This window comes from Geobacillus sp. C56-T3 (assembly GCF_000092445.1).
Taxonomy (GTDB): Bacteria; Bacillota; Bacilli; order Bacillales; family Anoxybacillaceae; genus Geobacillus; species Geobacillus thermoleovorans.
The window spans coordinates 2954043-2976915 of the sequence record NC_014206.1; the positions used below are offsets into that span (position 1 = coordinate 2954043).

21 protein-coding genes and 1 riboswitch are annotated in these 22873 nt (G+C 50.2%); of the genes, 5 read left to right on the forward strand and 16 right to left on the reverse strand.

Annotated elements, in window-relative coordinates; translation table 11 throughout:
• Positions 1–4: 4 nt before the first annotated feature.
• Complete coding sequence (locus tag GC56T3_RS14585) at positions 5–1153, reverse strand: iron-containing alcohol dehydrogenase (protein ID WP_013146149.1); 1149 nt, start codon at positions 1151–1153, stop codon at positions 5–7.
• Positions 1154–1404: 251 nt separating this feature from the next.
• Here GC56T3_RS14585 and GC56T3_RS18905 point away from each other — a divergent pair, with 251 nt between their 5' ends.
• Positions 1405–1752 carry a DUF1572 family protein gene (locus GC56T3_RS18905; protein ID WP_083778791.1) on the forward strand — a complete coding sequence of 116 codons (348 nt, stop codon included), beginning with the start codon at positions 1405–1407 and terminating at the stop codon, positions 1750–1752.
• On the opposite strand, the gene GC56T3_RS14590 is transcribed toward GC56T3_RS18905, so the two are convergent.
• The 9 genes from GC56T3_RS14590 to GC56T3_RS19745 form a co-directional block, all read right to left on the reverse strand.
• The gene (locus GC56T3_RS14590; RefSeq protein ID WP_013146150.1) at positions 1687–2760 is read right to left on the reverse strand and encodes a PotD/PotF family extracellular solute-binding protein; all 1074 of its coding nucleotides are present in this window, start codon (positions 2758–2760) and stop codon (positions 1687–1689) included. The genes GC56T3_RS18905 and GC56T3_RS14590 overlap by 66 nt on opposite strands.
• Positions 2761–3564, reverse strand: a complete 804-nt coding sequence (locus GC56T3_RS14595) for an ABC transporter permease (protein WP_013146151.1) — start codon at positions 3562–3564, stop codon at positions 2761–2763. It lies immediately after the preceding gene.
• Entirely contained in the window at positions 3561–4370 is an 810-nt protein-coding gene (locus GC56T3_RS14600; RefSeq protein WP_013146152.1) for an ABC transporter permease, read from the reverse strand. The genes GC56T3_RS14595 and GC56T3_RS14600 overlap by 4 nt, the downstream gene beginning before the upstream one ends.
• Complete coding sequence (locus GC56T3_RS14605) at positions 4367–5428, reverse strand: ABC transporter ATP-binding protein (protein WP_013146153.1); 1062 nt, start codon at positions 5426–5428, stop codon at positions 4367–4369. The genes GC56T3_RS14600 and GC56T3_RS14605 overlap by 4 nt, the downstream gene beginning before the upstream one ends.
• Positions 5429–5554: 126 nt before the next feature.
• The gene (locus GC56T3_RS14610) at positions 5555–6205 is read right to left on the reverse strand and encodes an ABC transporter ATP-binding protein (RefSeq protein ID WP_013146154.1); all 651 of its coding nucleotides are present in this window, start codon (positions 6203–6205) and stop codon (positions 5555–5557) included.
• Between the two features lie 40 nt (positions 6206–6245).
• Positions 6246–6755: a stage II sporulation protein M gene (locus GC56T3_RS14615; protein ID WP_013146155.1), complete on the reverse strand. Its 510-nt coding sequence runs from the start codon at positions 6753–6755 to the stop codon at positions 6246–6248.
• A 13-nt stretch (positions 6756–6768) separates the two neighbouring features.
• Positions 6769–8157 carry a hypothetical protein gene (locus GC56T3_RS14620; protein WP_227456661.1) on the reverse strand — a complete coding sequence of 463 codons (1389 nt, stop codon included), beginning with the start codon at positions 8155–8157 and terminating at the stop codon, positions 6769–6771.
• 298 nt (positions 8158–8455) lie between these two features.
• Positions 8456–8686, reverse strand: a complete 231-nt coding sequence (locus GC56T3_RS14625) for an uberolysin/carnocyclin family circular bacteriocin (RefSeq protein ID WP_013146157.1) — start codon at positions 8684–8686, stop codon at positions 8456–8458.
• Positions 8687–8715: 29 nt separating this feature from the next.
• A complete protein-coding gene (locus GC56T3_RS19745) occupies positions 8716–8892 on the reverse strand; it encodes a hypothetical protein (RefSeq protein WP_013146158.1) in 177 nt (58 codons plus the stop codon).
• A 299-nt stretch (positions 8893–9191) separates the two neighbouring features.
• On the opposite strand from GC56T3_RS19745, the gene GC56T3_RS14630 reads away from it, so the two are divergent.
• From GC56T3_RS14630 to metH, 3 genes are all read left to right on the forward strand, one after another.
• Positions 9192–9575 carry a zinc ribbon domain-containing protein gene (locus GC56T3_RS14630; RefSeq protein WP_013146159.1) on the forward strand — a complete coding sequence of 128 codons (384 nt, stop codon included), beginning with the start codon at positions 9192–9194 and terminating at the stop codon, positions 9573–9575.
• 113 nt (positions 9576–9688) lie between these two features.
• A riboswitch (SAM riboswitch) is annotated at positions 9689–9791 on the forward strand.
• A gap of 71 nt (positions 9792–9862) precedes the next feature.
• Positions 9863–11710 carry a bifunctional homocysteine S-methyltransferase/methylenetetrahydrofolate reductase gene (locus GC56T3_RS14635; RefSeq protein WP_013146160.1) on the forward strand — a complete coding sequence of 616 codons (1848 nt, stop codon included), beginning with the start codon at positions 9863–9865 and terminating at the stop codon, positions 11708–11710.
• Positions 11703–15113, forward strand: coding sequence for a methionine synthase (gene metH / locus GC56T3_RS14640; protein WP_013146161.1), 3411 nt, complete (start codon positions 11703–11705; stop codon positions 15111–15113). Before GC56T3_RS14635 ends, metH begins: the two co-directional genes overlap by 8 nt.
• Before the next feature lie 143 nt (positions 15114–15256).
• Here the strand turns inward: metH and GC56T3_RS14645 are convergent, their stop codons facing one another.
• Positions 15257–15676 (reverse strand): PIN domain-containing protein, encoded by a 420-nt coding sequence (locus GC56T3_RS14645; protein ID WP_013146162.1) that lies wholly within the window; start codon positions 15674–15676, stop codon positions 15257–15259.
• Positions 15677–15700: 24 nt separating this feature from the next.
• Positions 15701–15994: an AbrB/MazE/SpoVT family DNA-binding domain-containing protein gene (locus GC56T3_RS14650; protein ID WP_013146163.1), complete on the reverse strand. Its 294-nt coding sequence runs from the start codon at positions 15992–15994 to the stop codon at positions 15701–15703.
• Positions 15995–16224: 230 nt separating this feature from the next.
• On the opposite strand from GC56T3_RS14650, the gene GC56T3_RS14655 reads away from it, so the two are divergent.
• Positions 16225–17088 carry an SDR family oxidoreductase gene (locus GC56T3_RS14655; RefSeq protein WP_013146164.1) on the forward strand — a complete coding sequence of 288 codons (864 nt, stop codon included), beginning with the start codon at positions 16225–16227 and terminating at the stop codon, positions 17086–17088.
• A gap of 173 nt (positions 17089–17261) precedes the next feature.
• Here GC56T3_RS14655 and GC56T3_RS14660 read toward each other — a convergent pair whose 3' ends face one another.
• The 4 genes from GC56T3_RS14660 to GC56T3_RS14675 all read right to left on the reverse strand — a co-directional run bounded on the left by GC56T3_RS14660 (position 17262) and on the right by GC56T3_RS14675 (position 22767).
• A complete protein-coding gene (locus GC56T3_RS14660) occupies positions 17262–18572 on the reverse strand; it encodes a dihydrolipoamide acetyltransferase family protein (RefSeq protein ID WP_013146165.1) in 1311 nt (436 codons plus the stop codon).
• A 29-nt stretch (positions 18573–18601) separates the two neighbouring features.
• Positions 18602–19621, reverse strand: coding sequence for an alpha-ketoacid dehydrogenase subunit beta (locus GC56T3_RS14665; RefSeq protein WP_011230214.1), 1020 nt, complete (start codon positions 19619–19621; stop codon positions 18602–18604).
• Positions 19622–19648: 27 nt separating this feature from the next.
• The gene (locus tag GC56T3_RS14670; RefSeq protein ID WP_013146166.1) at positions 19649–20635 is read right to left on the reverse strand and encodes a thiamine pyrophosphate-dependent dehydrogenase E1 component subunit alpha; all 987 of its coding nucleotides are present in this window, start codon (positions 20633–20635) and stop codon (positions 19649–19651) included.
• A gap of 200 nt (positions 20636–20835) precedes the next feature.
• Positions 20836–22767, reverse strand: a complete 1932-nt coding sequence (locus tag GC56T3_RS14675; RefSeq protein WP_013146167.1) for a sigma-54-dependent Fis family transcriptional regulator — start codon at positions 22765–22767, stop codon at positions 20836–20838.
• Positions 22768–22873 lie beyond the last annotated feature (106 nt).

Here is a 22873-nt window from a genome sequence, read left to right on the forward strand (position 1 = left end):
TTGTTTACCACGCCTTTCTGAATATTCCCTCAATTTCTTCTGCAGTGATATCACGAGGGTTGGTGATCATACATGCGTCATGAAAGGCGACCAAACTCATTTTCCGTATTTCTTCTTGTTTCACTCCTATATCAGATAATCGCTGCGGCACCCCAATATCCTCTGCCAATTGTTTTACATACTCAATCGCCTTTCTTCCCGCTTCCATATAGGACATGCCGCGAGTATCAATTCCGAGAAAATAAGCAATATCAGCAAATTTTTTCGGATTCGCCAACAGATTGAACTCCATCACATGCGGAAGCAATATAGAGTTTATATCCCCATGAAGAAGAGGATACCTTCCCCCGACAGCATGGGACATGGCATGAACAGCGCCTAAAATCGCGTTGGAAAAAGCCAATCCTGCCTGTAAACTCGCCATTGCCATATTTGCTTTTGCCTCTTGGTTGATTTTAGAGGCGACAGAAGGGCGTAAATATTTTCCTACTAAAGAAATAGCGTTTTGAGCTTGAACATCTGTAAGTGGTGTAGCTGCTAAGCTTACATAAGCCTCAATGCCATGCGTTAAAACATCTAATCCTGTTGAGGCTGTCAAATGAGCGCTTTTTGTCGATAATGTTTCTGGATCAATGATTGCAATATCAGGAATAAGAGATCGGGAAATGATCGTCATCTTTTTTTTCTCTTTTGTATCAACAATAACAGAAAATTGAGACACTTCTGATCCCGATCCTGCTGTTGTTGGAACCATCACTTGAGGAGGAAGGGGAAATTGAATTTTATCCACTCCCTCATATTCATGAATTTGTCCACCGTTTGTAGCAAGAATGGCGACAGCCTTTGCGGCATCAATAGAACTGCCTCCACCGATTCCAATGATAGAATCGCATTCATTTTCAAGATATGCTTCACAGCCTTTTGTCACTTCTTCATCCTTTGGATTTATTGTTACATCACAAAATGTCGCGTATTTTAATCCTACCTGCCTGCAACTCTTAATGACAACATCGAGCCAACCGGCTTCCGCAACACCTGGATCGCTGACAATCAACACATTTGTCGCACCAAGCCTTAGACAACTTTCCCCTACTTGATGAATGGAACCGTTGCCAAAAATCACTTCGGGCATCACGAACTTATGAATGTTCATCCTCGTGCCCCCTTATTGGCCATCTTCTTTTTATTGCTCAACAACTTTATGTTTTAAGCACTCATTCGACATCTGGATGAAAAATCCTCCTGATTTTCTGCACGAGAAGGAGAAATGAGAGATCAAGACGAAAATCCCTCTATGATTAATGACACACTTGGCAAACATGGTGAGCACTGCCTGCAAACAAAAATCCTGACACTGTCCGACCTTTATAGGACGCAACGCCCCGGATATGTTCGTTCTTCTCAATGTCGTTCCAATACAATCTCGTCTACATTCACCGACACATCATTTTAATACATCGCAACGGCTTTCTCACTTTTACCGTTACCGCACCACCTGTAGCACACCATTATTCATATCATATCAGACAAATCGTCTATATTACCAAACATCTGAACGCCGATCGCTGGGAGACACTGACCATCCCGAAAAAAAGAAGCCGCTCAGCCCTTCTGCCAAAAAAGCGAGCGCCAGTCCTCATGAATGAAGACGGCGCTCGCTTCGTTGGTAAAGGGGACATCGCTTGTTCACTTTTGCTGCATCTTAAACTCCAAAAACAGCTCGTTGTAGTAGGCGAGCATGTGTTTTCCTAAGTTTTCGTACACTTCGAGATGCCCTGCTGAATCCAAATCGGGGTAAAAGCGCCGATCGCCCGCGATGTCTTTTGGCAAATAGGCAAGCGCCTTTTTATTCGGCGTCGAATAGCCGACATACTCGGCGTTTTGCGCCGCGTGTTTCGGGTCGAGCATAAAATTGATAAACGCGTGCGCTCCTTCGATGTTTTTCGCTGTTTTCGGAATGACCATGTTGTCAAACCATAGGTTGGATCCTTCTTTCGGCACGACATAGTCGAGCTTGTCGTTTTCGGCGATGATTTCCGCCGCATCACCCGACCAAACGACGCCAATGGCTGCCTCTTCATTCGCGAGAAGCAGCTTGATTTCATCGCCGACAATCGCCTTCACATTCGGCATGAGTCGATCGAGTTTCCGCTTTGCTTCTTGCAAATGGGCTTTGTTCGTATCGTTAAGCGAATAGCCGAGGCTGTTTAACGCCATCCCCATCACTTCGCGCGCTCCGTCGACAAGCAAAATTTGATTGCGCAAGTCCGGGTTCCATAAGTCGTTCCAGCTTGTGATGGTCTTGCCGCCAAGCATATCGCGGTTGTAGACGATGCCGACCGTTCCCCAAAAATACGGCACTGAATACCGGTTGTGCGGGTCAAACGGCAAGTTGAGGAACCGCGGTTCGATATATTGTAAATTCGGCAGCTTGTCGTGATCGAGCGGCAACAGCAAGTTTTCCTCGATCATTTTGCTGATGGCGTAATCGGACGGAACGGCGACATCAAACGTCGCCCCGCCTTGGGCGATTTTCGCCATCATCGCCTCGTTGGAATCGAATGTTTGGTAAATCACCTTCCACCCTGTCTCTTTTTCAAACTCTCGAATGAGCGCAGGGTCGATGTAATCGCCCCAGTTGTAAACGGTCACCGTTTTGCCTCCGCCGTACCCTTCCGCTTCGTTCAACCGGTGGGTGATGAACATGAGGACGAACGCCGCGATGAACACGGCCGCAAACCCTTGGACAAGCCGTTTCACCTACTTTCGCCCCCCTATCCCGTACATTCGGCCGCCTTTTTGGCTGAGCACATAATAACCGATGACAAGCAGCATCGTAAATAAAAACAGCAGCGTCGACAGCGCATTGATCGATAAGGAAATGCCCTGGCGCGCCCGCGAATAAATTTCCACCGACAGCGTCGAGAACCCATTTCCCGTGACAAAAAACGTCACGGCGAAGTCATCGAGCGAATACGTAAGCGCCATGAAAAAGCCCGCCCATATGCTTGGCGCCAAAAACGGCAGCACGACGCTTGACAGCACTTGCCAAGGCCCTGCTCCTAAATCTCTAGCCGCATCAATCAGCGTCGGGCTCATTTCCTCGAGTTTCGGCAGCACCATCAACACGACAATCGGCACGCTAAAAGCAATGTGAGACAACAGCACGGACGTAAACCCGAGCTTGATGCCGGCCACCGTAAACAGCAACAAAAACGAAGCGCCGATGATGACATCCGGACTGACGATCAACACGTTGTTGAGAGCAAGAAGGGCGTTTTTCGTCCGCTGCCGCTTGACATAGTAAATGGCGAGCGCCCCGATGACCCCGAGTATGGTCGCGACTGCCGCCGACAGCAGCGCGATGACGATTGTATTCAAAACGATGATGAGCAAGCGGTCGTCGGACAGCACGTCGCGGTACCATTTGAACGTGAACGATTGAAAATCGTGCATCGTCCCGCCGCTGTTGAACGAATAATACATCAAATACACAATCGGCGTATACATCACGGCAAACACAACCAAAAGATACACGCGCCCCCACCAATGCGTTCGTTTCATCGGCTTCCCTCTTTCCTTCCGGTTCCTGTCAGGACGACGATAACCGCCATCGCGATCATTAACACAACCGCGATCGTCGCCCCCATTCCCCAGTTTTGGGTGACAAGAAAATGCTGTTCAATGGCGGTGCCGAGCGTAATGACGCGGTTGCCAGCGACAAGGCGCGTAATCATAAACAACGACAACGACGGGATGAACACCGCTTGGCAGCCGGCCTTCACCCCGCCAAGCGTGAGCGGGAAGACGACGCGGCGGAACGTTATCCAAGCCGAAGCGCCCAAATCGCGGGCGGCATCCATGAGTGACGGCGGCAATTCCTCTAACGCATTAAAAATCGGCAGCACCATAAACGGAATAAAAATGTACACCGATACAAACACAAAGCTGAAATCGGTAAACAACAGCTGACGCGCTCCAATGCCAAGCGTCTGCAAGAGGGCGTTGGCCAACCCGTACGTGCCGAGCAGCCCTAAAAACGCATACACCTTCAGCAGCAAATTCACCCACATCGGCAAAATAAGCAACAACAGCCATAACTGCTTGTGCCTCGTCTTTGTCAGCCAATAGGCGGTTGGATAGCCGATCAACAATGACACAAGGGTAATCAAAAACGCGTACCAAAACGAATACGCCATCATTTTCAAATAAATGGGCGTCAACACGTTTTCATAATTCGCCACCGTCCAATGTCCGTCTATATCCAAAAACGATTCATATAATAAAAAGACGATCGGAGCGATGACAAACAACACCAACCAAATGCCATAAGGGATTAAATACCAGTTTCGCCACGCCCGTTCCGTCATGCGCCCTCATCTTCCCTTTCGACTCGCATGACGTGAATCGCTTCCGGTTCAAAACGGAGGCCGACCGTTTCCCCGACTTCCGCCTTTTTCGTCGAATGGACAAGCCATTCGTTGCCGTTTTCATCATAGCCGCAAATTTCGTAATGGACGCCTCGGAATAAGAGCGAATCAACACGAATGACCATCTGGCCGTCTCCCGGCGCCACGAGTTCCAAATCTTCCGGGCGGATGACGACATCAACCGGTTCGTTCGGCGCAAAACCGCGGTCGACACACGCAAACCGCTTGCCGGCGAATTCGACGAGGAAATCTTCGATCATGCGCCCTGATAAAATGTTCGATTCCCCAATGAAATCGGCGACAAACCGGTTAATGGGTTCATCGTAAATCTCTTTTGGCGTCCCAAACTGCTGAATTTTCCCTTTATTCAGAACAAAAATGTAATCGGACATCGCCAGCGCTTCTTCTTGATCATGCGTGACAAAAATAAACGTAATGCCCAATCGGCGCTGCAGTTCGCGAAGTTCATACTGCATTTCCGTGCGCAGCTTCAAATCCAAGGCCGATAGCGGCTCATCCAAGAGCAACACTTCTGGCTCATTCACAATCGCCCGCGCAATCGCGACGCGCTGGCGCTGACCGCCGGACATCTCTTGAATGCGCCGGCGCTCATAGCCTTCCAAGTTGACAAACCGGAGCGCTTCGCTCACTTTTTGGCGGATGTCCGCTTCTTTCATTTTTTTAATGCGCAAACCAAAGGCGACATTTTCAAATACGTCCAAATGCGGGAACAAGGCGTAATCTTGAAAAACGGTATTGACTTGCCGCTTGTTCGGCGGGACGCTTTGAATCGGCTTTCCATGGAAATAAATCGTTCCTTGCGTCGGTTCGATAAACCCGGCAATCAGCCGCAAAATCGTCGTCTTCCCGCACCCCGACGGCCCAAGCAGCGTATAAAACTTCCCGCGCTCCATCGCAAAACTGACGTCATCCAATACGACCGCGCCGTCGTATTCCTTCGTCACTCGCTCGAAGCGGATGATCTCTTCTCCGTTCACTTCCAGCCCCCCGTCTTCTTTATGTTCACTATTGCTAATTAGAACACAGCAGGGATGAAAGTGCAACGGAAAAATGCCCGATCACGCCAATTAGAAACGAACTTTTTTCATCATAAGATCTCACAGTCATTTTTCCGTTTCGTTTCCGCCGCTTGGGCGTGCAAGCGACACGATGCGTGAATCGAGAAATCGCTCCTGATGAACGTGGGAAGCAATGAGATAAGCAGCCTGACGGTCGCATTGAATCCATTCGGCCAACCGATCGCGGCTTGACATGTCAAGAGAATTAAACGGCTCATCCAGCAAATACAATTCAGCGGGACGGGCTAAAGCAATCGCAATATGCAATTTTTGCCTTGTGCCCAATGAATACTGGTCAACTGGAAACGAGAGCATCTCCTCCATTCCCAGCAGGCGGCACAATTCTTCTGCTTTACGAACGTACTGTCGATCCAATTTCCATAAAAGGCGAAAACATTCAATGTTTTCATATCCCGTCAATTTCGAAAACATGACGGTCTCGGATGTAGCATAAGACAAATGAGCGCGCATGTCGGGAAGCTGAATCGGATTGCCTTTATAAAAGGCTTGATAATGCAACTCTCCTTTATCGAGCAATCCCGAAATAATATGCAAAAGAGTCGTTTTCCCCACTCCATTTGGTCCTGTGAGAAGCACGGTCTCCCCTGGGAAAATGGAAAATGAGAATTGCTGAAAAATCGTTGCCCCCCCATCATAGCGATACGTCAAGTTTTGCAATGAAAATAACGGTTCCATCTATTTCTTCCCCTTTTCCTGCTTTTTAGACCGTCTATTCTTATACATGAGACACTGTTGATTCCAACCATGCTGAGATGATGAGCAGCGCGACCGCCAGCACTAGCAAAAAGAGGATATCCCGTATATAGAGCGTTTCTTCTTCTCCTCTTGCTCTTTTTTTGACGATTTGAAGAAACCGCCATGTCTCGTACCCTAATGTACAAAACAAGATATGGCCGATGATTTCAGGAATCGCATGAGGAAAGACACCGGTCATCAACGGCTGCATGCCATATCCTGTGGCGACTCCTCTCACGATCACGCCTAGCATCGCTCCATTGTAACCGAGATAAAGGGTATTGGCCATTCCTAACGTCAGCCATCCGCCGACCATCAAAATGGCTCCAACCATCAAGTTGTGGCCTAAAGTGGTCCAAAACGCCATGGAAGTCGGATGAATGACAAGTCTTTGCGAAAAAATCCCCGCTCCCAACGCAAAGCAGACAACGTACACACCTAGCGACAATAGGAAATACGGCAAATGAGTGTGAATCGCTCGTTTGATCACCGCGAATGCCTCCTCACGTGCGCCGAGCATATTGAGAACTATTCCATAATACAAGGTAAAGCATCACGACAAACAAAACGCTGTAACATGCCCAACTCCAACCTTTCAAGAGCATAAAAAAGGCAGAAAGAAGCGATGAAAAAACGGTTATGTAAATCAATAAGCGATGAAACGAATGATTTCCGGCCGCAATCACCATATACCCTGCATAATCACGCGGAGATGTCAATGCCGCCTGCTCGCCGCTAGCTAAAACAAGACAAAACACTTCATAATCGGTGCGTAAAATCCGTTTGACAACAAACGAATAGGCGGGCATCATCACCACAGCCCCCATTGCCGCCCAAAGCCCTCCACGCACCCCCAATAATCCTATGTATTCGAGAAGCAGCAATCCTAATGCCATCATGCATGGGTAGACACCTAATCGCTCAAGCAACGTCGATTTCGCTTCGATTAACGGTACAAGAGGAGGCGGAGAAAGGAGCCGAAAAACGATGAGACGCTCCGTCTCGCTTTCAAACTGAAAAATGTCGCGAAAGACGTCGGTAATGGCTCGCAACGTCCCTGTCATGACCATATACATTTCAAACATAAACAAAAACAAAATGATCGACCCGTTATGAACGATCGGCAACAGAGCCAAATTCGCTCCCGCAACCAAAAACCATTCCCCCGGCAAAAATAGCGACCAAGGCGGTTTCGTCAACTCACGGGCTTGGCGTGTTAACAGACAAAGATCTTTATATAAAATTGCATTATTCGTGCTGCGAATTTTTAACGACTCAATGACACGTTGATGCCATGAATATAGCATGTACGCTGCCTTGTCAGAATGAGACGCACGAGTGAAAGGAAAGCAAATCAAAGCCAACAGAGCGAATCCAGCACCGATGAATGATAAAGTTGTACTTGAAAATGACCACCCTTCCCCCCAACTTGTCATGCGTTCATAAAACAGCTGTTGCCAATGAGCAACATAACCATCCATATACGCAAGATAAGAAAGCGACAGCCCATACATTCGAACCGCTTGGCGGGACAATTGCAGCAGCGGCACAATCGCCGCAAGCACGGCATAACCAATAGCGAATGATGCAATTCGAAAGAAAAAGGCAGAAAATGCGCCCATCGCTCTAAAAGTTGAGCCACGCACTATATGCGATGTCACATAAAGAAGCAACAACATCGTTTGTCCAAACCATACTAATGATGCGCCTGTGATCCCGAACATCACCATCAATCCAATTGAAGGAGGCAACCAAATCGGCAATAGCCGCAAAAGGGACACAGCATAGTGGATTTTGAGCAATCGCTGCCATACCTCGTCATCCCGCACCCCAGACAGACGCACATAATGATAATGATATTGACGTTGCAATGCCTCTTTGGATTCAAGCAAAACTCCTATTAAAGGACTGACAGACATAAAAAAGAGAAACGCCATGATCGCAGAAGGACGAAACATGATAAATGATCGAGTGCAAATGATCACAACCAATATCCCCGAAACAAGCCATTTCGCCGCTTCCACCAAGAACATGGTCATCTTCGGAGAAAAAGGCGATTTTTTCTGCAACGGCGCCAAACTACTTCGTTGTCGTTGTTGATATAACAGCCATACGAGTTTCACTTCTCTTCCCCCACATTGATTTACTCATTAGGAACGGCAGGGAGTTTTTCCCCTGCCGTTTTGCCTTTTACCATGCAATCGCCGCTGCTTTTCCTCGTTCAGCCACTATTTTTTTCACCGTCGCGACAAAAGCTGACCACCCAATTTCCAAAATGGCGTCGACTCCACCTGACAAAATAGCGGTGATCCCAAGAATAATAGAAATAAGCGTGGAGCCGGTCAGCACAATCGAAACAACCGTCGTAGCGACTGCCTGCGACACGCCGAGCGTCCCGGCAACAAGCGCTAGCAAACTCATAACCTATCACCTCCTTTCAAGAACATTCCTCATTTTATCTTCCGCAATAAACGGGAATACACCATCCCGTAGATCAAAACTGACGCAATCAACACCATTTTTTTCCATATTGGCGTCCCGGCCGCTTTTAAGCCAAAAGCAAGCACAATAAACACGACAAACGGCAGACTAATCAGAATAAAATACGGCCATGACCATTTTTTCACCCACTTCACTCCTGTCTGCGATGCGGTTTCTATTAAATTCCTTGTTAATATCATCCATTTTAATTATATACCTTGACTCTCACAAAAAAAAGAGAAACCGTTCGACGATTTTATCTTTTTTTAACACATTTCGACATATTTCGTGCTATTGGAATGAAACAGAGATGCTTTTAAGAGATTTGTACAAGGCAAGGGAGGAGATTCAATGATTCTTTTTTATTAGGGCATCCCATGTTCCCTACATCATCATATGGTATAATAATCCCAACCAACATGAAACGAATTAAGGAGGAATCCAGTTGAAAAGCATCAAACCCGGCCGCGGCCCGTCGATGCAAGGACTCTTCGGCAGCATCGCCGCTGTGTTGTTCGGCATCTTTTGGATGGTGATGGCATTCTCCATCACCGCGGACTCGCCGTTTCCCGCCGCCCGCTTTTTTCCGTTTTTCGGCCTTGTCGTCATCGCCATCGGCGTGTTTCAAGGGATTTACCATTACAAAAATGCGATGGGAAAACAACGCATGTCCTTATTGGACATTGTCGACAGCGAGGAAGAGCCCGACCCACTGAACGTCCGATTTGGAAGCCATAAACAGCCAAACAAGCATTGCCCTCATTGCGGCGGGCATGTGCAGCGCGATTTCCAATTTTGCCCCCAATGTGGAAAAGAGCTTCTCCGTTGATCCGAGAAATTCTTTTTTGAAATTTCCTTGCTTCACCGTATTGAATAATTTCGAAAAATACATTAAATTATATAGTAATCATCAAAACGCTGCCGAACAATTGCATACGGACATTCTTATCAAGAGAGGGGGAGGGACTGGCCCGGTGAACCCTCAGCAACCTGGCCCGCGGCCAAGGTGCTAAATCCAGACAGGCGGAAGCCTGGAAGATAAGAAGAAGCGAATGAAAAGTCTTCTTCTTATAGAAGGCTTTTTTCTTTTACTACGGAGAAACGGGGGAATCGAACGTGGGATTGCTGGATGAGTTGAAAGAGCGCATTCTCATCGCCGACGGGGCGATGGGAACGCTTTTATATTCGCACGGCATTGACCGTTGTTTTGAAGAATTGAATCTATCCAATCCAAATGAAATCGTCCATATTCATGAAGCGTATATCGCCGCGGGCGCCGACGTCATTCAGACGAATACATACGGCGCCAACTATGTGAAACTCGCCCGCTACGGCCTTGAAGATGAGGTGCCGGCCATCAACCGCGCGGCGGTGCGGCTCGCCAGGCAAGCGGCAAACGGACGGGCATACGTGCTCGGGACGATCGGAGGGCTGCGCACGTTAAACAAAAGCGTCGTCACGCTCGAAGAAGTGAAGCGGACGTTTCGCGAGCAGCTGTTTGTCCTGCTCGCTGAAGGGGTCGACGGCGTGCTGCTCGAGACGTATTACGATTTGGAAGAGTTGGAGACGGTGCTTGCCATCGCCCGCAAAGAGACCGACTTGCCGATTATCGCTCACGTCTCGCTCCATGAAGTCGGCGTCTTGCAAGATGGCACGCCGCTCGCGGACGCCCTTGCCCGCCTAGAGGCGCTCGGGGCCGATGTCGTCGGACTGAACTGTCGTCTCGGTCCATATCATATGCTTCGGTCGCTCGAGGAAGTGCCGCTGCCAAATCGAGCGTTTTTGTCGGCGTATCCGAACGCCAGCCTTCCGGATTACCGCGATGGGCGGCTTGTCTATGAGACGAACGCTGAATATTTCGAGGAAACGGCCAAAGCGTTCCGCGACCAAGGGGTGCGCTTGATCGGCGGGTGCTGCGGCACGACGCCGAAGCATATCGAAGCGATGGCAAAAGCGCTCTCCGACCGAACGCCGGTGACGGAAAAAACGGTGAAACGGCGCGCGGTATCTGTATCAGTGCAAGCGGAGCGGCCCGCCCCATCTCCCCTTCCCGAGCTTGCCCGCACGCGCCGCTCGGTCATTGTGGAGCTGGATCCGCCGAAAAAATTGGGGATTGACAAGTTTCTTGCTGGGGCGAAAGCGCTCCATGACGCCGGCATCGATGCGCTGACGTTGGCCGACAACTCGCTCGCCACGCCGCGCATCAGCAACGCCGCTGTCGCCACGATCATCAAGGAGCGGCTCGGCGTCCGCCCGCTCGTGCATATTACATGCCGCGATCGCAATTTGATCGGCTTGCAGTCGCATTTGATGGGCTTGCATACGCTCGGCATCACCGATGTGCTCGCCATTACCGGCGACCCGTCGAAAATCGGCGATTTTCCAGGGGCAACGTCCGTGTACGACTTATCATCGTTCGATTTGATCCGCTTGATCCGCCAGTTTAACGAAGGGCTGTCGTACTCGGGCAAACCGCTTGGGCAAAAAACGAACTTCTCGATCGGCGCTGCGTTCAACCCGAACGTCCGCCATTTGGACAAAGCGGTCGAGCGGATGGAGAAAAAAATCCAATGCGGCGCCCATTATTTCTTGACCCAGCCGATTTACTCGGAAGAGAAAATCGTTGAAGTGCACGAAGCGACCAAGCATCTTGACACGCCGATTTACATCGGCATTATGCCGCTTGTGAGCGCGCGCAACGCCGACTTTTTGCATCATGAAGTGCCGGGCATTACGCTCTCTGACGAGATTCGCGCCCGCATGGCCGCCTGCAGCGGCGACCCGGTGCAAGCAGCCAAGGAAGGCATCGCTATCGCCAAATCGCTCATTGACGCTGCGTTTGATTTGTTTAACGGCATTTATTTGATCACGCCGTTCTTGCGCTACGACATGACGGTCGAGCTTGTCCGCTACATTCACGAAAAAGAAGCGGCCGCCAAAGAAAGGAAGGTTGTTCATGGCTAACGTCACCTTAGAACAGCAACTGCAAAGAAAAATTCTTGTCATCGATGGCGCCATGGGCACGATGATCCAAAGCGCCAACCTATCGGCCGCCGACTTTGGCGGCGAGGCGTATGAAGGGTGCAACGAATATTTGACCCTCACCGCCCCGCATGTCATCCGCCGCATTCATGAAGCGTACCTAGAAGCCGGTGCTGATATCATTGAAACGAACACGTTCGGAGCGACACGCATCGTGCTTGACGAATATGGCCTCGGTCATTTGGCGCTTGAGCTGAACATCGAAGCGGCCAAACTCGCCAAACAAACGGCTGAGTCGTTCTCCACCCCGGACTGGCCGCGCTTTGTCGCCGGTTCGATGGGGCCGACGACGAAAACGTTGTCGGTGACAGGCGGCGCAACGTTTGAAGAACTCGTCGCCGCCTACGAAGAACAAGCGCGCGGACTGCTCTTAGGAGGCGTCGACCTTCTCCTACTCGAGACGTGCCAAGATACGCTGAATGTCAAAGCCGGTTTTCTCGGCATTTCGAAGGCGTTTGAAGCGGTCGGCCGCCGCGTGCCGCTCATGATTTCCGGCACGATCGAACCGATGGGCACGACGCTCGCCGGGCAGGCGATCGATGCGTTTTTCATCTCGGTGCGCCATATGAAGCCGATCGCCGTCGGCTTAAACTGCGCGACCGGCCCCGAGTTTATGACCGACCATTTGCGCACGCTCGCCTCGCTCGCTGACACGGCGGTCAGCTGCTACCCGAACGCCGGTCTGCCGGATGAGGAAGGCCACTATCATGAAACGCCGAATATGCTGGCAGAGAAAATCCGCCGCTTTGCCGAAAAGGGATGGATCAACATCGTCGGCGGGTGTTGCGGCACGACGCCGGATCATATCCGCGCCATTGCCGAAGCGGTGCGTGATCTCCCGCCGCGGGCGATTCCGTCTTCGTTTGATGTCCACGCCGTTTCCGGCATCGAGGCGCTCATCTATGATGAAACGATGCGTCCGCTCTTTGTCGGCGAGCGGACAAACGTGATCGGCTCGCGCAAATTCAAGCGCCTCATCGCCGAAGGGAAATACGAAGAAGCGGCGGAAATCGCCCGCGCCCAAGTGAAAAACGGCGCCCATGTCATCGACATTTGCCTCGCCGACCCAGACCGCGACGAACTCCATGACATGGAGCAGTTCGTCCGCGAAGTCGTGAAAAAAGTGAAAGTGCCGCTTGTCATCGATTCGACCGACGAGCGCGTCATTGAACGCGCCCTCACCTATTCGCAAGGAAAAGCGATCATTAACTCGATCAACTTGGAAGACGGCGAGGAGCGGTTTGCAAAAGTCGTGCCGCTGCTTCATCAATACGGCGCCGCCGTCGTCGTCGGCACGATCGATGAACAGGGAATGGCCGTCACCGCTGAGCGGAAACTTGAAATCGCCTTGCGTTCGTATGACTTGCTGGTGAACCGCTACGGCGTCCCCGAGCGCGACATCATTTTCGACCCGCTCGTCTTCCCGGTCGGCACCGGCGATGAGCAATACATCGGCGCGGCGAAAGAAACCATTGAGGGCATCCGCCTCATTAAAGAGCGGCTGCCTCATTGCTTGACGATGCTTGGCATCAGCAACGTCTCGTTCGGCTTGCCGCCGGCCGGACGCGAGGTGCTCAACTCCGTCTTTTTGTACCATTGCACGCAAGCCGGGCTCGATTACGCCATCGTCAACACCGAGAAATTGGAGCGGTTCGCCTCGATTCCGGAAGAGGAAGTGCGAATGGCTGAGGCGCTTCTTTTTGACACAAACGACGAAACATTAAACGCCTTTATCGAATTTTACCGAAGCAAAATCACCGCCGCCAAACCGGCGCAGACGAACTTGAGCTTGGAAGAGCGGCTCGCCCGCTACGTTATTGAAGGGTCGAAAGACGGGCTCATTCCCGATTTGGAAAAGGCGCTTGAGACCTACTCCGATCCGCTGTCCATCATCAACGGTCCGCTCATGGCCGGCATGGATGAAGTCGGGCGGCTGTTCAACAACAACCAGCTCATCGTCGCTGAAGTATTGCAAAGCGCGGAAGTGATGAAAGCAGCGGTCGCCTTTTTAGAGCCGTATATGGAAAAGAAAGAAGGAAGCACAAAAGGAAAAGTCATTCTCGCCACCGTCAAAGGCGATGTGCATGACATCGGCAAAAACTTGGTCGACATCATTTTAAGCAACAACGGCTACGAGGTGATCGACCTCGGCATTAAAGTCGCTCCGCAGCAACTCATTGAAGCGGTGCGCGAACATCAGCCGGACATCATCGGGTTGTCGGGCTTGCTTGTGAAATCGGCTCAACAGATGGTCGTCACCGCCCAAGACTTGCGCCAAGCGGGCATCTCGACCCCGATTTTAGTCGGCGGCGCCGCCTTGACGCGCAAATTTACGGAAAACAAAATCGCGCCCGAGTACGACGGCGTTGTCTTGTACGCGAAAGACGCCATGGACGGGCTCGCCCTTGCCAACCAAATCCAGCAGGGCGAGATTGACTACAAGAAAAAAGAAACGGCCGAAAGCGAGCCAACGCGGCAAACGACGGTGGTCACAGCGGTTAAATCGACCGTCTCGACCGACGTTCCCGTCTACATCCCGGCCGATCTCGAGCGCCACGTGCTGCGAAATGTGCCGCTTGACCACATTTTGCCGTACGTCAACTGGCAAATGGTGCTCGGCCACCACCTCGGCTTGAAAGGAAAAGTGAAACGGCTGCTGGAAGAGAAAGACGAAAAAGCGTTGGCGTTAAAAGCGGTCGTCGACGAACTGCTCGCCGAAGCGAAAGAGCGCCGCTGGATTCAGCCCGCCGGCGTCTACCGCTTCTTCCCGGCGCAAAGCGACGGCAACCGGGTTTACATTTACGATCCGACTGACGGCAAAACAGTGCTCGAGATGTTCGACTTTCCGCGCCAACCGCGGGCGCCGTATCTTTGCCTCGCCGATTATTTGAAATCGAAAGAAAGCGGCGAAATGGATTACGTCGGTTTGTTCGCCGTCACCGCCGGGCATGGCGTCCGCGAACTCGCCCAGCGCTGGAAGGAAGAAGGCGAATTTTTGAAAAGCCATGCCATCCAAGCGTTGGCGCTCGAGATTGCCGAAGGGTTCGCCGAACGAATCCATCAAATTATGCGCGACCGCTGGGGCTTCCCGGACGACCCGGATTTCACGATGGAAGAGCGCTTCGCCGCCAAATACCAGGGCCAGCGCTACTCGTTCGGCTACCCGGCCTGTCCGAACTTGGAAGACCAGGAGAAACTGTTCCGTCTCCTTCATCCGGAAGACATCGGCATCCGCCTCACCGACGGCTACATGATGGAGCCCGAGGCATCAGTTTCCGCGATCGTCTTCGCCCATCCAGAAGCGCGGTATTTCAATGTGTTATAAGCCGGAAACGAGCTGGACAATGTGCGGGCCAGCTCGTTTGCTTTTTTACGCACCTTGGCGTTTCCCGTTTTGCAGCAAAAAAGACGGGGGATTGGCGATCTGGGAAAATCGCGATGTTTGTTCACGTGCCAGCCATCATTGATTCAAATGATGGATTCAGGCATATAACATTCCCCGCCAAGCCGACGAAAATCTTTTTCGTTCCAGGTGATGATCCCTTGGATGGATGAAGTGTGCTGCGCCAGCGCCGAAAGATACGCATCAGCAAAATCGACGCTGCAGCGGGCGTAATCATCTAATGCCTTTTCAACAACTTCTTTGTCTGTCGTCTTAACACAGGAAGCCTCTATGATTTGCTTCAGCTTGCTTGCGATCTCTCCTTTCGTATACCCGTACCGTTTCGACTCAAGCACCCAGCAGCATTCCGCGACGACAAGAGGATGCAATAGGAACACAAACTCACCGTTGACCGCCTTTTCAAATACCCGATAGGCAACCGAAGATTGTTCTTCATCGTCATTGGCTAAAAAACGAATGATGATGTTCGTATCTAAAATATACACGTTTCATCCTCTTCTCCCTATCATCTACTCCTCGTTCTTTTCCCTTTTGGACATCCGTTCCTCTTTCGCCTGTTTGCGAATATCCGCCCATGCCATCGGACGGCTGTCTCCCCTAGGCGGCATGGTACCGAACAAAGATAGCAGTGCATCTTTCTTTTTCACCTTTAACGTCACCTCTTGATTTTCCCCATAAACAAACGCGACTTGGTCTCCCGGTTCTGCCCCAAGCACTTCTCTGATCTTCATCGGAATCGTCACTTGATGTTTCGAAGAAAGTGTGGAGTAATACGTGTACGTTTCATGTGAGGATGGCTTCATTACGATTCCTCCTTCCCTCTTTGATAATCATTTTATCTTTACTCAATCAAAAAGTAAAGATTATCTAATCCCTCAAGACTTCTATGGCAAGAAACGAAAAAACAGAAGAGAAAAACATGTTCCCCAAATTTCCAGATCTATTCAACAGCACGGTCCATCCCCTCTTCACACATAATTCCCCTCCTCCGTCCCATACTAACGATGACAATACATGCTAAGGAGGAACAAACATGGTCACAAAGCAACAAACGACGCTGCCCCCGCAGCACCAGACGCGCCAGCCCGGCCTGCAAACGGAGATGAACCCGCAGCCGGTCACCATCAAAGACACCTATAAAGGAAGCGGCAAGCTCGAAAACAGAGTCGCCATCATCAGCGGCGGCGACAGCGGCATCGGCCGGGCGGTCGCGGTCCATTTTGCCAAGGAAGGAGCCGATGTGGCGATCATCTATCTCAACGAACATGAAGACGCCGAAGAAACGAAACGGCTTGTCGAACAGGAAGGAAGACGGTGCCTGGCGATGGCGGGAGACATCGGGGATGAAGCGTTTTGCAAAGAAGCGGTGAAACAAACAATCGAAGCGTTCGGCAAGCTCGATATCGTCGTCAATAACGCCGCTGAACAGCACCCGCAGCCGAACTTTCTCAACATCACCGCCGCGCAGCTGGAAAAAACGTTTCGCACGAACGTATTCGGCTGCTTTTTCCTAACGAAAGCGGCGCTCCCGCACTTAAAGAACGGAAGCGCCATTATCAACACCGCTTCGGTCACCGCCTACGAAGGAAACGAACAGCTCATCGACTACTCGGCGACAAAAGGCGCAATCGTCACCCTCACCCGCTCGCTCGCCAAAGCGCTCGTCGGCCAAGGCATTCGCGTCAATGGCGTCGCCCCAGGCCCGATTTGGACGCCGCTCATCCCGTCGACGTTCAAAAGCGAGCAAGTCGCCACATTCGGCGCCAACACCCCGATGAAACGGCCCGGCCAACCGTGCGAAGTCGCCCCGTGCTACGTCTTTTTGGCGAGCGACGAATCGTCGTACATGACCGGGCAAATGCTTCATGTAAATGGCGGCAAGTTCATCAGCGATTGACCGCAGCCACCGCTGTTGCCAATCATTTTTAACAAAATCGCGTTACCTTTTCTCACAAAAATATGGCGTGATTGTAAAAAAACGAGTACGATAAAGCTACGATGTTCCTCTACTTCTTTACAAGGTGCCCCCTCTTCTCTCACCCCACCCCGGAATGGGGGCGGGGTTTTTTGTCACATAACAAGCAGCCAATCCGGTTCAGACAAGTACGTTTGACATTCATTTAAGGCGTGTTGAGCCATCATCCCATCAATAAGACGGTGATCGTAAGTAAGGGACAGCGGCATCACAGAAGCAATCTCAATCGAATCATCGACGACCACCGGTTTTTTCTCAACTTTCCCGATTCCTAAAAGACAAGACTGTGGATAATGAATAATCGGCGTGAACCACGAACCATTGGCCGAGCCGATGTTCGAAACCGTGCATGTCCCTCCGCTCATCTCCACCGCTTGAATCGTTCCCGCTCTCGCCTTCGCCGTCAATTCTTCAATTTCTTTCGCAATTTGGAACAACGATTTTTGATCCGCATCACGAATTACCGGGACGAGCAATCCACGGTCAGTGTCAACCGCAAACCCAATGTGAATGAATTCGTGAATAACGATTTCTTCTCGTTCCTCATCAAGCGAAGCGTTGAGCATTGGATACTTTTTCAACACCGCTGCCAGCGCTTTTACCACATAGGCTAAATAGGTCAGTTTTACCCCTTGTTGCTCGGCTAGCGGTTGGATCCGTCGGCGATGTTGAACAAGACGGGTCGCATCGGCCTCGCCAAAATGGGTGACTTGCGGAATGGTCCGCGTTGACCGCACCATCGCTTTGGCGATAGCCTTGCGGATGCCTGTCAGCGGCACTCGGCGCACTTTTTCCCGGCTTTCCTGCTTCTCTAAAATCTCAACACTGGCAGCAGCCTCATCTGTTGCTTTTTGCTGCCGAACCGACAATGCTGCTTCAATATCGCTTTTCAATATTCTTCCGTTCTTTCCGCTTGGAGTGATTTCCTCTAAAGACACGTTCTGCTCGCGGGCAAACTTTCGCACTGACGGGGCAGCCACGAATGTTTTTTGAGGAGTCCTTTGTTTTCCCGCGCTCGCCGCACGACGAATATCGTCTTCCGTGATTTTGCCATTCGCCCCCGTCGGTGTGACCGTACTCCAATCGACGCCAAGCTCCTTGGCCAGTTTTTTTACGCGTGGGGTGATCTTGATCTCTGTCTGCGGATCTCCGCCGTCCGGAGCAAACGTTTCGACGGCAATGACGGCCAGTACTTCGCCGACCTTGGCCGTATCCCCTCGTTTCTTTTTGATCTCTTTTACTGTTCCTGACTCGGGAGCGTGAATTTCTGAAACGGCCTTTTCTGTTTGCACTTCCACTAGCGTGGCTCCTTTTTCCACCGCATCTCCTTCGGAAACGTGCCAAAACGTAATGAAACTTTCATCATGGGAATCGGATAATTTGGGCAATGTCACTTCGACAACCATAAGCTGCCTCCCTTGGAACGAACTTTTCCTTATTCATTGACGAGTTGGATCGCCTCACGGAAAATTTTATCGGCATTTGGCAATACAAATTGTTCAAGCGGACGGCTATAAGGAATTGGCACATCCGGAACAGCAATCCGCTTCACCGGCGCCTCCAAATCATACAAACAATGTTCAGCGGCAATCGCGGCAATTTCCGCCGTCATCCCGTACGACAGATAGTCTTCATCAACAACAAGTAAGCGGTGTGTCTTTTTAACCGATTGAATGATCGTCTCTTTGTCCAATGGGACAAGAGAACGCAAATCGATCACTTCCGCTTGAATGCCTTGTTGTTCAAGTCTTTTGGCCGCTTCGAGCGCCTGATGCACTGTCATTTGAATACCGACAATGGTGATATCCGTTCCCTCACGCACAATATTTGCTTTCCCAAGCGGCACAGTATACGCCTCTTCCGGTACATGCCCGATCGAAGCATCAAGCTGATCCATCCAGCCGAGCCCTTGCAAGGTTTTATGGAACATAAAGACAACAGGGTTATCATCGCGAATAGCGGAAATCATCATCCCTTTTAAATCATATGGCGTCGACGGAGCGACGACTTTCATCCCAGGAAGATGGGCAAAGGTGGCGTACAACGTTTGCGAGTGCTGGGCGGCATCGCTGTAACCGCCTCCCACCGCCGTCATCAATACCATTGGCAGTTTCACCCTGCCGCCGGACATGTACGGAATTTTCGCCATATGGTTGTAAATTTGGTCCATACAAACCCCAAAAAAGTCGACAAACATCAGCTCCACGATCGGCCGCATTCCTTCCGCAGCGGCGCCGATGGCAGCACCGATGAACGCGGTCTCAGAAATCGGCGTATCGATGACCCGTTCCGGTCCAAACTTTTGGAACAATCCCTCTGTCGCTCCAAAAATCCCACCGTATACTCCGACATCTTCTCCCATCACAAAGACGTTCGGATCTCTCTCCATCTCAAGGCGAATCGCTTCAGCCAGCGCCTTATTTCCCGTTAACAGCCGCTGTTTTGTTTGTTGCATATGGCAAAACTCCTTTCTCCTATGAAATTAGACAAACACATCTTCCAATGCCTCTTCCGGCTTGGGATAATCGCTTTCTTTCGCAAACGCGTACGCCTGATCGACCTCAGATGTCGCTTTGTTTTCCAGCTGTGCAATCGTCTCCTCTGTTACCCCACATTCATTCAATAAATAGTTGCGAAGGCGAATAATGGGGTCTTTTTGGCGAAGCAACGTCACTTCATTTTTATCCCGGTATACTTCCGGATCGCCTTGGAAATGTCCTAAATAACGGTATGTTTCAATCTCAATAATCGACGGCCCTTGTCCAGTTCGTGCACGTTCAACCGCTTCTTTCGATACGTTGTACATATCAATCGGGTCGTTGTCTTTGACATAGTATCCTTTAATGCCATAGGCGGCTGCCCGTACATCATTCGAGGGAACCGCTGTAGACGCCGTTTTCGGCACAGAAATTCCATATTGATTGTTTTCAATGACAACAATGAATGGCAGTTTCCATAATGCCGCCATATTTAACGATTCATGAAATGCCCCTTGATTGGCGGCTCCTTCGCCGATAAACGCAACCGCCACCCAATCCGTCCCCCTTTTCTTGGCCGCCAGCGCCGCGCCAAGGGCATGAGGAATCCCAGCCCCAACGATCCCTCCGCAGGAAAATTTGACGTCAGGATCAAACAAATGCATATGGCCGCCCTTTCCTTTTCCTAGTCCAGTGGCTTTTCCGAAAATCTCTGCTGTCATCCGGTTCAAATCCACCCCTTTGGCAATCGCATGGTGATGCGGACGGTGAGGGGCAGTCACCGTATCTTCCTTTTTCAAGTGAACACACATCCCAGCTGCAGCCGGTTCTTGTCCAGTGGCCAAATGCATTTCCCCTGGCACCGGCCCCGCGCCGATATTAAACACAGGAGATTTCCCTTCGGCATACGCCTCCGCCATTTTGTCTTCATAGCAGCGAATTTTGTACATCGTTTCGTACATCCAAAGAAGATGATCCTTGGAAATGGCCAACTTCCTCTCCTCCTTCACTTGATTGGTACCGCTTTCATCATTTCTATAAAGCAAAAATCGTTCCAACGCTTGTTTCCTTTTCTTCGTCCGCCAAATTGTTTATCCAAAGCCGTCTTTTTGATCCAACCTAAACAAAAACAGCGACAAAGTGTTTCATTTTGTTTCACTTTGTCGCTACACTTTGATACAAAATGGGACAGTCAATACCGAATATTCCATTTATCCATTTGCCGGTAAAATGTGCTTCTCGATATGCCTAAATAACGGGCAGCTTTGGAAATGTTGCCGTTGCACTGCTTTAACGCCTCGATGATGGATTGCTTTTTTATCTCATTTCGGGAGATGTCTACGTTCTCCCTAACTTGAGGCAAGCGAAGAGGCCGAAAGATTTCTTCCGGCAAATCAGCCGCTGTCAATACCGGTTTTGTGCACTGATTCAGCACCCGCTCGATCATATTTTGCAACTCGCGAATATTTCCTGGCCAATCGTATTGCATAAGCGCCTCTAAGAAATCGGACCGTATCTCAGGAAACGGTTTATTTCGTTTGTGAGCCAGTCTTTCAATAAAATGACGGACGAGAAGCGGAATATCTTCTTTTCTTTTCCGAAGCGGCGGGAGAACAATCGGCATGACATTCAACCGGAAAAACAAGTCTTCGCGAAAGCTGCCTTTTTGCACTTCCTGACGAAGGTCTTTGTTGGTCGCTGCGATGATTCTTACATCAACAGGGATCACTTTGTGCCCGCCAATTCTCATCACTTCCTTTTCTTGAATAACGCGCAAAAGCAACACTTGCATTTCCAAGGACATTTCGCCAATCTCATCCAAAAAAAGCGTTCCCCCATTGGCAAGCTCAAACTTTCCGGCGCTTCCCCCTTTTTTCGCTCCTGTGAATGCCCCGTCCACATATCCGAACAACTCACTGCCAAGGAGATCACGCGGTATGCCTCCACAGTTAATGGCAATAAACGGTTTGTTTCTCCGCTTGCTCTCATTATGAATCGCCTGAGCCACCATCTCTTTTCCTGTTCCGCTTTCCCCTAATATTAACACGTTGGAATCTGTCGCTGCGGCGAGCCTCGCTTCGTTCATTTTCTCAATGAAACACGGGTGTTGCCCGATCATATCCGCAAACGTGATTTTCGCTTGGTTTCCCGATAGGTGGTTGACAAACTGGCGTACCTTTTCAATTTCTTTTACAATGATCATCGATCCGATTCGTTCTTTTTTCTCGTAAATTGGAATCTTGTCAACTAACACATGGTGCACCGCGTTTGAAGGCTTGACGCTTAGATGCAGCTCTTGATTTTGCAAATGAAGCGGGTGGTTCGAACAGATAGAGGGATCATTGAAAAGATCGTCGAGCTTTTTCTCTTCCAGTTGCAGTTGTGGTATACGGAACAGCTTTTTTAACTGGTTGTTCGCCTTTACGATCTTCCCATCGCGATCGATGATTAAAATACCTTCTTTCATATTGTTCGTTGTCGCTTCCAAAAACCGTTGCATCATCACGTTTTTTTCAGCATTCTCATGTAATTTTAGTTGGTACTCAATCGCCTTTACGGCTGATACAACCATTCCTAGCGTATGAGAGTGCACTTTTTCATAGGGTCCTGACATATTCAATACACCAATGATTCGGCCGTCGGGATCATGGATGGGGGCAGCGGAACACGTCCATGACTGGCATATTTTCGTGTAATGTTCCTCAGCAAACACTTGAATCGGACGATCAATGGCGATCGATGTGCCAATGGCGTTGGTCCCCATCACTTGCTCGCTCCAGTCCGCCCCCGCGATAAATCCGATTTCTTCCGCCCTCGCTAAAGGCTCGCGATCGCCAATCGACAAAAGCAACTGTCCGTTTTCATTGCACAGGATCACCAAAAATCCAGATCCTTTGACAATCGAATACAACCCTTCCATTAACGGCAATGACCAATCGATCAAGGAGCGGTACTTTTCATTGTCGATTTCTTTAATCCACCCGTACGTCCGAAACGGATCAACCATCGCTTTTTTCGACCGAAGCCAAGAGTCTCGAATCATGGGCGGCAAATCGGGATCGAGCTCGTTATGAAATACGAACTTTTCCCACATGATTTTCACTTGCTCGCTGGTCACGGCCATCTTATGTTCACCTCCGTGGTTGCTTTTGTTTTCTGTTTTCTCTTTCTCTCGCAGATTTCCTTTCTTGTATTTCGACGAAAGTGTAAAAAATGATCTTACATTCGTC